12 protein-coding genes are annotated in these 11,379 nt (G+C 32.9%); 2 read left to right on the forward strand and 10 right to left on the reverse strand.

The features are described 5' to 3' along the window. Positions 1–16 precede the first annotated feature (16 nt). The 8 genes from radA to HPY79_07970 form a co-directional block, all read right to left on the reverse strand. Positions 17–1,375: a DNA repair protein RadA gene (radA, locus tag HPY79_07935; protein NSW45726.1), complete on the reverse strand. Its 1,359-nt coding sequence runs from the start codon at positions 1,373–1,375 to the stop codon at positions 17–19. Next, a complete protein-coding gene (locus HPY79_07940; protein ID NSW45727.1) occupies positions 1,375–1,767 on the reverse strand; it encodes a hypothetical protein in 393 nt (130 codons plus the stop codon). Before HPY79_07940 ends, radA begins: the two co-directional genes overlap by 1 nt. Next, positions 1,760–2,122, reverse strand: a complete 363-nt coding sequence (locus tag HPY79_07945; GenBank protein ID NSW45728.1) for a hypothetical protein — start codon at positions 2,120–2,122, stop codon at positions 1,760–1,762. The genes HPY79_07940 and HPY79_07945 overlap by 8 nt, the downstream gene beginning before the upstream one ends. A gap of 87 nt (positions 2,123–2,209) precedes the next feature. Next, positions 2,210–2,818 (reverse strand): hypothetical protein, encoded by a 609-nt coding sequence (locus HPY79_07950; GenBank protein NSW45729.1) that lies wholly within the window; start codon positions 2,816–2,818, stop codon positions 2,210–2,212. A 34-nt stretch (positions 2,819–2,852) separates the two neighbouring features. Then, entirely contained in the window at positions 2,853–3,350 is a 498-nt protein-coding gene (gene rfaE2 / locus HPY79_07955) for a D-glycero-beta-D-manno-heptose 1-phosphate adenylyltransferase (protein NSW45730.1), read from the reverse strand. 4 nt (positions 3,351–3,354) lie between these two features. Beyond that, positions 3,355–4,350 (reverse strand): flippase-like domain-containing protein, encoded by a 996-nt coding sequence (locus HPY79_07960; protein NSW45731.1) that lies wholly within the window; start codon positions 4,348–4,350, stop codon positions 3,355–3,357. After that, the gene (locus HPY79_07965) at positions 4,351–4,701 is read right to left on the reverse strand and encodes an aspartate 1-decarboxylase (GenBank protein ID NSW45732.1); all 351 of its coding nucleotides are present in this window, start codon (positions 4,699–4,701) and stop codon (positions 4,351–4,353) included. It lies immediately after the preceding gene. A 25-nt stretch (positions 4,702–4,726) separates the two neighbouring features. Further along, the gene (locus HPY79_07970; GenBank protein ID NSW45733.1) at positions 4,727–5,575 is read right to left on the reverse strand and encodes a pantoate--beta-alanine ligase; all 849 of its coding nucleotides are present in this window, start codon (positions 5,573–5,575) and stop codon (positions 4,727–4,729) included. 101 nt (positions 5,576–5,676) lie between these two features. On the opposite strand from HPY79_07970, the gene HPY79_07975 reads away from it, so the two are divergent. Continuing rightward, complete coding sequence (locus HPY79_07975) at positions 5,677–6,381, forward strand: UMP kinase (GenBank protein ID NSW45734.1); 705 nt, start codon at positions 5,677–5,679, stop codon at positions 6,379–6,381. A gap of 4 nt (positions 6,382–6,385) precedes the next feature. On the opposite strand, the gene HPY79_07980 is transcribed toward HPY79_07975, so the two are convergent. Together HPY79_07980 and HPY79_07985 are read right to left on the reverse strand one after the other, a co-directional pair. Next, positions 6,386–7,498 carry a hypothetical protein gene (locus tag HPY79_07980; protein NSW45735.1) on the reverse strand — a complete coding sequence of 371 codons (1,113 nt, stop codon included), beginning with the start codon at positions 7,496–7,498 and terminating at the stop codon, positions 6,386–6,388. Positions 7,499–7,565: 67 nt separating this feature from the next. After that, positions 7,566–9,200, reverse strand: a complete 1,635-nt coding sequence (locus HPY79_07985; protein ID NSW45736.1) for a PD40 domain-containing protein — start codon at positions 9,198–9,200, stop codon at positions 7,566–7,568. A gap of 183 nt (positions 9,201–9,383) precedes the next feature. On the opposite strand from HPY79_07985, the gene HPY79_07990 reads away from it, so the two are divergent. Continuing rightward, the coding region (locus HPY79_07990; protein NSW45737.1) for a PKD domain-containing protein at positions 9,384–11,379 on the forward strand (1,996 nt) is incomplete at its 3' end.

The following is an 11,379-nucleotide window of genomic DNA, read 5'->3' on the forward strand; positions in this document are numbered from 1 at the left end:
TCTAATTTTTGATATGTTAATTAAAAATTCCCTCATTAAATTCTTTAAGATTACTAACTGTAATAATTTGAATTTTAAATTTGGACAAATTTATACCTTTTAAACCAAACTTAGAAATAATCATTTTTTTAAAACCCATTTTTTCAGCTTCGGCAATACGTTGTTCAATTTTTTGTACGGGTCTAATTTCACCATTTAATCCTATTTCTCCTGCGAAGCATGTTGTACGAGGGATTGCTTTATCGTAAACAGACGATAAAATAGCAAATACAACTGCTAAATCGATGGCTGGGTCAACTACACGGATTCCTCCTACAATATTCAAAAATATATCTTTATTGTACATTTTAACCTGAAGTCGTTTTTCAATAACGGCTAACATTAACGAAAGTCGCTTAAGTTCATAACCATTAGCTAATCGCTGTGGAAAATTATTGGCAGTAGTACTACTTAATGCTTGCACTTCGATCATAATAGGCCGAATGCCTTCGATAGTAGCGGCTATACACGATCCGCTTAAATTTTCGGTAGCTTCTGATATCAACAACTCCGAAGGGTTACTAACTTCTTTTAATCCTTCTTGACGCATTTCAAAAATACCGATTTCACTAGTCGATCCAAATCGATTTTTAATTGAACGCAAGATACGGTATGGATGCCCAGGTTCACCTTCAAAAATAAGCACGGTATCAACCATATGTTCCAAGACTTTCGGTCCAGCAATAGCTCCTTCTTTGTTAATATGTCCAATAATAAAAATAGGAATATTTAATTCTTTAGCTGTATTGATAAGTTTTGCTGTGCATTCACGTACTTGCGATAGGCTTCCGGCAAATGATTCAATATTTTCTGATTGTATCGTTTGAATAGAATCAATAATAACAATGTTGGGTTTAATTTGGTGAATTTGTGCAATAATATTTTCAAGGTTAGTATCACAAAGCAATAAACACGATGAGCCATCTCCTCCTAATCGTTGAGCTCTTAATTTGAGTTGCGTTTCGCTTTCTTCGCCCGAGACATAAAGAGAAGTAATCGACTTAACCCTCATTGCAAATTGCAACATAAGTGTAGATTTTCCTATACCGGGTTCACCTCCTATAAGCACTACCGAGCCAGCAACAATCCCTCCACCTAAAACTCTATTCAACTCGATACTTTTGGAATTGATACGTACAGTATCGTCGGCTACTATTTCATTTAAGCGTTTAGGAGTTTTAACATCCGTCTGTTTTTTTTGACCTGAAACCTTAGTTAGTATAGGCTGTTCTATAAATGAGTTCCAGGCACTGCATGAAGGACATTTACCTAACCATTTAGGCGATTCATAACCACACTCCTTACAAAAAAAAGCTAATTTAGATTTGTTACTCATTATTGTTCTCTTGCAAATTCAAGTCGTAAGAAAGCTCCATTTGAGCTACCATTGGGTAGTTGAGAACGTTGTAAAAATAAAAATTCCTTGTTAAGCTTTAGAATTTGATATTTACCGTCGTAGATACTGTCAAGTCCTTTGAAAGTAATAAAAGTTGGTTCTAAAAATTCTTTATCTATAACCCAAGAACCGGTATCGTAAAAAAGGCTATCGAATCGATATATAACACGTATTACTTGGTCGGGATTATTGAATGTCCATAGCTGAGTAATACCCGTATCGGAAGCTGTTAAATAATAGTAATGCCAAGTTCCTATTAGTTTTTTTTCGGTTTGTTTTTTACAAGCCAAAAATAAAAAAGCAAGAATTATAATAAAAAACCATTTATTCATTTTTAACAAACTCTTTACGAAGATAAGGTGAATAACATTGCAATATTAAGATGTTGTTTTTTATTTTTTCGATGTAATAATTAGCATCATCATATTGATTTAAGTTTTTAATAACTACATAATATTTAAAAAATTCGGATTTAACTTCATAATCGCCCGTATCAACCCAAACTCCATTTTTTATCCTATACAAAACCTGATTAGTTTCAAAACGATAAATAATCGTATCGTTTCTATCCGATGCATTTTGTGGTAATAACTTCCACTCACCAATAAGTTTATTTTCCTTCGCTTTTTTACACGAAGGCAAAATAAATAAAGCTAAAACAATAAATATTGATAAAAAAAATTTCATTGCTTTTTTTTTCAAAGATACAAATTTCTGTATTTTTTTGCAAAAAAATCAGAAAATCACCTAACAAGTAAGAGTGTTAAAGAAAAATTATGATTCCTCGAAATCCCCTGGAAAATAAATTAATTTTTTAGAAAACTTTTTTCTAAAAATTCCTTGAAAACCCAACACATGCATAAATTCTATTAAACTTCCAAATTCTAAATCTGAATTAAAATCTTTTGCTTTATTCCAGTATAATAATTTTTGTAAAAACATTAAATCAAAAGCTCCTGAATCAATCCAATCTACTACATTACTATAACCAGAAGCAAACCTAATATGTTTACAAACGTCCATAATATATTCCAAATTGTCGTAATTCCCTGTTAAGCATGTACTAAAATGAATAAATTGAATATTTTTACAATATCTTAAAACATCTACAATAGATGCCACATTAATACTTTTTTTTAACCCATTAATTCGACCATTTTCACCATGAGAAGCAATATATAACAATTTTTTATCATCTTTGCTTTCTTTATTATAAATATTTATCCAATGTTTTAACGATTCTAAATCATAAAACATTTTATAAAAGGTTTTTATATTGTAAATTTTGCCAAATTCACTAATAAATGGCCAGGAGGAAAAAGATTCAATTTTGTTATCTTCCCAGGGAGATTCCAAAACTAAGATAGAGTTATATGAATTCATCACTGTATTTTTTAATTAGCAAAAATTTGTTATATTATCTTTTCAACTCTTGAATGATTTTGGTTGTAGAAAAACCTTCGACAAAAGGTATAGTTTCCACTTTACCGCCATTTTCTAAGACAATATCGCTTCCCACGATAGTTGTAACTATATAATCGCCACCTTTTACTAAAACATCGGGACGAATGTATTTTATGAGTTCGAGCGGTGTATCTTCGTCGAAAAGTACCACCGCACTTACAAATTGCAAACTGGCTAAGGCTAAAGCTCTACTTTCTTCATCTTGAATAGGACGCTCATTGCCTTTTAATCGTTTTACCGAAGCATCAGTATTTAATCCAACTACAAAGACATTGCCCAAAGAGGCTGCCTTCATCAAATATTCAAAATGACCACGATGCAAAATATCAAAACATCCGTTAGTAAAAACAATTTGCTGGTTTTTAAAACGCCAAAATGCTAATAAACGAGCGAATTCTAGTTCGTCTTTCGATTTAAAAATCTTGCTTTTAATTACCTTTTCGTAATCCATAATACTATGCTTTTTTGTTTTTATTATATAAAAATATCAACAACATGGTTATAGGTCCTAAAATAAGTACCATCAACGTTTGCGACTCATGGCAAAGCGTGGCATAAAGCAAACCGTCGGCTTGCGACACACCAAACAACATAAGCCCACGCGAAACAATCCAATGAAATGCTCCAAAACCATTTTGAACAGGCGCCGACATACCCAATCCACCAATGCTTAAAACAAATAAACTATCGATAAAAGTCAATTGCGAAGTTGCTGGTAAAGCAAAAAAAACAACATAAGTCATTAAAATATAACAGGTCCAAATAACAAGTGTATATAACAAAAACAACCAAACTTTTTTTAAATGGAATACCGATAATAACCCTTTTATTAGGCCCTGAACAAAAATTTTTATCTTTTTAGCTACCGACCATTCTGATATTCGCTTACGCAGAAACCACAAAGAACCAATCGTTGCCAAGAAAAAAAAGAATAAAATAATGAGCGAAGACGATGAACCATTAAATTTATCATATATAGGATTTACCGCATTATCCATAAAGAAGGAACTAAAAAACGAAAAATCGAGAATCAAAACAGTAGATATAACAGACAAAAGAGTTAAAAAGTCGATAATTCTTTCGGTAATAACCGTACCAAATGAAACATCGAAGGGAATATCGTTTGTTTTTTTTAAAGTTGCACAACGAGTAACTTCTCCCATTCGTGGAATGGCAATATTAGCAAAATAAGCCATCGTAACAGCATAAAAAGTAGTACGAATAGGTGGATTTTGGTTACTAGCCTGTAGTAATAATCGCCATCGCAGAGCCCTAAAAAAGAACCCACCCAAAGCAAACATCAACGAGAGCAATACCCATTTAAAATCAGCTTTTAATAATTCTTTCCAAGCGTTTTCTAAATCTATACCTTTAAATGCTAAGTATAGTAAAAATATGGCTAATGATGGGAATACAATAAAATTTAATACTATGTTGAGTTTTTTTTTCAACTACAACAAACGATTCGTTCTGGTATCGGGAAAAATCAATGACGGTTTAAATGCTTTTGCTTCTTCGAAAGGCATAATGGCATAAGATAAAATAATAACCACGTCACCGACAGCAGCTTTACGAGCAGCTGGACCATTTAAACAAATAACGCCACTGTTTCGTTCACCTTTAATAACATAGGTTTCAATGCGTTCGCCATTATTTACATTTAATACATGTACCTTTTCGTTTTCAATTAAATTGGCTGCTTCCATTAATGCCTCGTCGATGGTAATACTTCCAATATAATTCAAATCGGCTTGGGTAATGGTTACTTTATGTATTTTTGATTTTAAAACTTCTATGTTCATATTTTTGATAATAGAGACTGCAAAGTTATAATTTTATTTCGATATTATCTATGAGTCGCACATCATTACAAAATACCGCAATACAAGCAGTAACCGATGTATGCTGTTTAAAATCAATAATAGGTTTTAACGTAAAAGTATTTACCATCTCAATATATTCAACCTTAAAGGGTGCGACCGATTCAATAGATTCGATAACCTTTGTTTTTATTTCTTGTATTGTCATAACTTTTATCCATTCAGGGATATGCGATAAAGTTTGGTATATAATTTTAGCATTTTCAAAATCTATTTTCGATAACCTTAGGTTGCGAGAACTCATAGCTAAACCATGAGGTTCGCGTACAATATCGCAAGGGACAATTTCTATAGGGTACTTTTCTAATTCAACTAAACGACGAATAACGGCTAACTGCTGAAAATCTTTTTTGCCAAAATAAGCTTTATGGGGCATAACTATATCGAATAACTTCGAAACAATGAGTGCTACTCCTTGAAAATGTCCAGGACGAAAAGCCCCTTCCATCACTTCTTCTAAGTATCCTAAATCGAAACTACGTTTTTCAGCTGTTGGATACATTTCCTTTTCATCAGGCAAAAAAACAATATCGCATACCTTTGTATTTTGCAACAATTCAATATCCTTATCAAATAAGCGTGGATATTTTTCGTAATCGTCTTTATTGTTAAATTGAGTTGGATTAACAAAAATACTGACAACAACCACATCGCACTGATTCCGTGCACATTGCATAAGCGAAAGATGCCCCTGATGCAAAGCCCCCATGGTTGGAACAAAGCCAATGGTTTGCCCTTGATTTCGTCTTGCTTGCAGTTCGGCTTTTAAATCTTTTATATGCTTTAAAACAATCATTTTTTTTTGCAAACCTAATGCATTTTTTAATGTTGAAAAATGATTTTCTTTAGATTATTAAAAAACAAAAATATACTTTACTTTTGCTAAAAAATTAAACTATGATGTATCATCGAATTTTATTAAAACTTAGTGGCGAATCGCTCATGGGCAGCGAAGGTTATGGCATTGATAGCAGCAACTTGATGCACTATGTAAATGAAATTGCTCAAGCTGTTAATATGGGCATCGAAATAGGCATTGTAATTGGTGGTGGTAATATTTTTAGAGGACTAAAAGGCTCAAAACAAGGTTTTGATAGAGTAAAAGGCGACCAAATGGGAATGTTGGCAACCGTTATCAATAGCTTAGCCTTAAACTCAGCATTTGAGAGCATAGGAATAGCCTCGAAAGTTTATACAGCGATTCGCATGGAACCTGTTGGCGAACTTTATCAAAAAGATAAAGTATTGGAAGCACTTAAGCAAAAAAAAGTATGCATCATTGCAGGCGGCACCGGTAATCCATATTTTACAACCGACACCGCCTCTGCGCTTAGGGCAATTGAAATAGAGGCTAACGCTCTTCTTAAAGGTACTCGTGTCGATGGCATTTACACAGCAGACCCCGAAAAAGACCCACAAGCCGTAAAATACAAACAGCTCAGTTTTACTGAAGCATATGAAAAAAAATTACAAGTAATGGATCTTACAGCCTTTACTTTATGCCAAGAAAATAAAATGCCTATTGTAGTTTTTGATATAAATAAAAAGGGTAATTTAGTTGAATTGCTACAAGGAAAAGATGTCGGAACAATTGTCAAATAAATCTTTAATCTTCAAACTTCCTCAAATAAAAAGGGAACTCTTGAGCAAGCTCACCCGAATAATAAAAATCAAAACCAATGGCGCCAAAAGTATATATTTTGCCATGTATATTTATGTGTGAACCTCCCACTTCTGGATTGGGTTTAGGTTTTGAAAATGCAAATCCAACATTATAAAGCGTTACAAGTATCTCGGGACGGTTAGAAATATCATAATTTGCTCGTTTCCATTGCTTTTGTACTTGATGCAAATACAATGCAGTATATAAGTATTGGTAATAATGATTTCTATAATTTACCAAACGATAATATCTTTCAGTATCGGGATTTTCTGACTGAAAATCGAGTAAATGTTTATATTTAGGTCCAAGATAATATATAGATGAACTATCTTTAAGATTTTGTTCTATAGCACGTGCAGTAAAATCTTTTATACCTGTTATGCCTAAACTAAACTGCGATTCTACTGATAAAACTTTTAGGGGTCCTATATATCTTTTATATATTTCGCGTTTTGAGTTAAAAAGCCTTATTTGTTCGCCAATTAAACAACAAACAACTAAACGCGGTTCAACTCCCGCAACTTTAGAAGCGCTATCAATTATTTTTTTATCTTTTTTTATAGCTTCTTTCAAATCGTTCCATTCTGAAATATTCATCCATGGATATACACTTTTAAGAGTATCTTTAGGATAATTTTTATTATAAGAATTTAAAAGTTCTCGTTTTAACTCGAAGTAAGGTGAATTTTTGGGCATTCGTAATTCTGCTGCTGCAATCATTTGTTCTAAAACCACGGGATTTTCAGCATGCTTTGATGCTTCAAATATCACATTAGCATTGTATGGATAAAATTTACCGAGTAATGATATAATTAAATATTGTATAGGTCTCTTATCGTCAAAAAGTTGTTTATTTTTAGGATCGTTTGGATCGTAAAGTTTTTGTTTATCAGAAATTTCTTTAAACATTCTATCGTTATAATCGACTCCACCTGGATCGTCGGTAATGTGTAATTTAACAGCAAAATATGCACCTGTTAAAATAAATCCAATAAATGCAAACACTAAAACAATTCCGTATAAGGCATACTTAATAAAAGGCTTTCTTACAAACATAAGTTTTACAAAAAAAACGCTGCAAAGCTATAAAATTCAATAATACGTTCTACCGTTTAATATAAAATTATTCTGTTTTGGATTTTAACTTACCTAATGGTTCTAAAATTAAGGGTTTTTCCATTTCGTATAATGATGAATGCTGAGGTACATTAAATATTTTTGGTTCGAATTCATATTGCTCATTCTCACATATAATGGAATATTCTCTATTTTGCTTTAATATCATTACATAATACCCTGTTTCTTTATTGGGCTTGTATTGTCCCATTAACTTTCCGGTTTTATTATCAATAACCTTTATTAAAACATCTTTAACTGGAATACTATCTTTGCCTTCAAAAAAAACCTTACCTTTTATTACTGCGGCGCTTCGCTCTGGTAATGATAATAAGTTCATAACATAAATATCTTTTCCGCCATAGCTATCATCACGTATTGAAGAGAAATAGGCTCTTTTTTCATCTGCCGATAAATGATAATAAACATCGTCTTCAGTACTATTAATCGGATAACCTAAATTTTTGGGTTCACTCCAAATGCCATCTTCTTTTAATTCACTGTAAAATAAATCATAACCTCCTAAAGTATGATGACCTTTAGATGAAAAATATAATGTATATCCATCAGGTAATAAAAAGGGACCTTCTTCATCGTAAGGTGTATTAATAATGTTACCTAAATTTTTTGCATAACTCCATTCACCATTGGGCAATCGGACAGACATATATAAATCTTTTCCACCATAACCTCCACTTCTATCGCTCGAAAAAATTAAAATATTCTTATCTGCTGAAATAGTTGCGTGAGTTTCATTTGCAGATGAACTTATCTGGGGCTCTAATTTTACGGGCTTTGTCCAATTACCTAAGCTGTCTTTAATTGATGCATAAATATTACCAATACCAAAGTCGTCTTTGTAAATATATAATTCTTGTCCGTCAGCTGAAACACAAATGCTAGCCTCATGCATATCGGTATTTATATTAGGACTAATTTTTTCGGGAATTTCCCAATGATCATTCACTTTTTTTGAAACATATATATCTTCAAAATACCGACCATCATCGGTTTTCATTCCTCCTGTACTACCTTTTCTTCGCGATGTGAATATAAGCGTATTTTCATCAGAAGTTAATGTAGGCGAATGTTCATCATATTCTGAATTTATTACAGGACCTAAATTTTCAATCGATATTTCGATAGAATCATTTATTAATAACGGAGCATTTTTACAAATATCCATCATTCGTTTACTTTCTTTATATTCATTCGATTCTGGTTTCAAATATTCTAAATATTTAGCAAAATAATTTTCAGCTTGATCGAACTTATATAACATATGATTCACTTCGCCTAATAGAAAAAAAACTTTATACGGTGCATTACGTTCTTTAAAACTATATTCTTGCCAATTTTCGACAACCGATTTTGACGCTAATAACAAAAAAGGAAGTGCTTTCGCTTTAAGTTTAGGAATTCGTATATAACACAAGCCCATTAAATAATTGTAGTTCGCATTTAATGAATCTTTTTTTAGCAAATATGCTAATTTTGGAATAGCTTCTTCGTAATTTTTAAAACTTATAAAACGACGAGCCTCTTTAAAATTATGCTTCAACTGTATTTTAGAAAAAAATTGAGCATCCGTAGATTTAGCTATCAATAAAAAAGCACAAACAATTATTATAGCAGTTCGCATATTTTTTTTAACAAAAATAGTCTATGTTTTTTTAATTACAAAGAATTTTTCAGTATTTTCAACATTTTAATTAAAAATACAATACAACTTTGAATAAAATTCATTTTTATTTGAATATTAAAAAATAAATTCATAACTTAGGCAACCAAATTTTTATTTTTACGTCAATAAACTAAAAAAGTTATGAAAACAATTTTATTTTTATTTTTTATTTTAATTATTAGCCCTTTATATTCACAAAAAGAACATCATCATCATAAAACATGTAAACATGAACATAAAGGGAGACCTGCCAATGATACTACCATTAAAGTTATTCAAACCTTTCATCGTGATGATAATGCCGGTGAAGCAATCATTATAGCTCGATATAGAGATGATACACTAGCTGATAAATGGTTAAAAGAATACATGCAACGAATCCGAAATAAGGTTTCTGAAAATATGTATCTTAAAGGAACCAAAGCCAGCGGTTGTTCTAATCTCGATTTTGAAAATGGAGATTTTTCAAATTGGACATGCCAAACGGCAACCAATTATGGTTATCCTGCCGGCAATGGGACACCTTCACCGGAATCTACTTGGTCAGGAACCGCTCCAGTTGCCAATAGACACGTCATAACCAATGCCGGAAGTGGAAATGACCCATACGGAAATTTTCCTATGTTAGCACCTAATGGAGGTTCTTTTTCAGTAAAATTAGGTAATAATGATATTAACTATGAAGCAGAACAACTAATATATACCTTTTTTGTTAACCCTCAAGATACGAATTTTATTTATAAATATGCTGTAATTCTTGAAAACCCAGATCCACCTCATACTTGGGAACAACAACCCTTTTTTGAATTGAAAATATACGATGGCTCCAATCAAGTTATACCATGTAGCTATCAACAATATGTTGCAGATGGAACTATCCCAGGATTTTTTAATAGTCCTAGTAACTCTAATATAAAATGTAAATCATGGACTACAGTAGGTATCAATTTAGGACCTTATGTAGGTCAAACCATTACAATTGTTGTTACTAGTGCCGATTGTGCCCAAGGAGGGCATTTTGGTTATGGATATATCGATTTTATTTGCCCTTCTTCGTTTACATTAACTCCTAGTATTTATTGTGACGATGTTACATCTACTACTCTTTCGGTTCCAGATATTGACCCAGGTATGACTTATCAGTGGTCAACCGGCGAAACCACACCAACCATTACCATTAATCCACAAAATTACAATGGCTCAAATGTAAGCGTTTATATTCAATCACCAAGTTCAGTGGGACTTTGCGGATTTTATTATTTATTCCCCATTGAAGTTGTTTCTTTAACCCCATCATTTAACACCACCACAAACTGTCTAACAGTTAATTTTACCGATCTATCTACCGTTTCGGGCACCAATATTACTGGATGGTCTTGGGATTTTGGAGACGGTCAAACATCTACACTACAGAATCCTACTCATACTTATGCAACTGCCGGAGATTATAACGTTACACTAACCATTTCAGCAGGAGGGTGTCAAAAATCAATTACTCAACATGTAACTGTTTCAGGACTAAGTATAAATGCATCATCAACCAATCCGCTTTGCTATGGGCAAGGTGGAAGTGCTACTGTTACAGCTTCTGGAGGTAGTGGAAATTATACATATTCGTGGAACACCTCTCCCCCTCAAAACACTGCGACAATTAATAATCTACCACCTGGCACTTATACGGTTCAAGTTACAGAATCAGGAGGATGCAATGGAACTGCTACCGTTACTATTACTGAACCTCCACAAATGCAAATATCTACCTCACAAACCAATGTAACATGTTATGGAGCCAACGATGGCACAGCAACCGTAAATGTCAGCGGAGGCACAGGAACCTATACCTACCAATGGAGCAATGGTCAAACAAATTCAACTGCGACTAACTTAATTGCAAATACTTATACTGTAACAGTAAAAGATGGTAATAACTGTTCTATTACTTCATCTGTAACTATTACTCAGCCACCGCAACTCACCATAACCGCTTCGGCTTCGCCATCGTCGATATGTCCCGGTGCCAATAGCACACTCACTGCTTCAGGAGCAGTTTCGTACAATTGGGATAATGGTTTAGGTAGTGGCAACTCACTAACGGTTAGCCCATCGGCAACTACGGCTTACCATGTTACCGGAACCG

The organism is Bacteroidales bacterium (assembly GCA_013314715.1).
Classification (GTDB): domain Bacteria; phylum Bacteroidota; class Bacteroidia; order Bacteroidales; family GWA2-32-17; genus Ch61.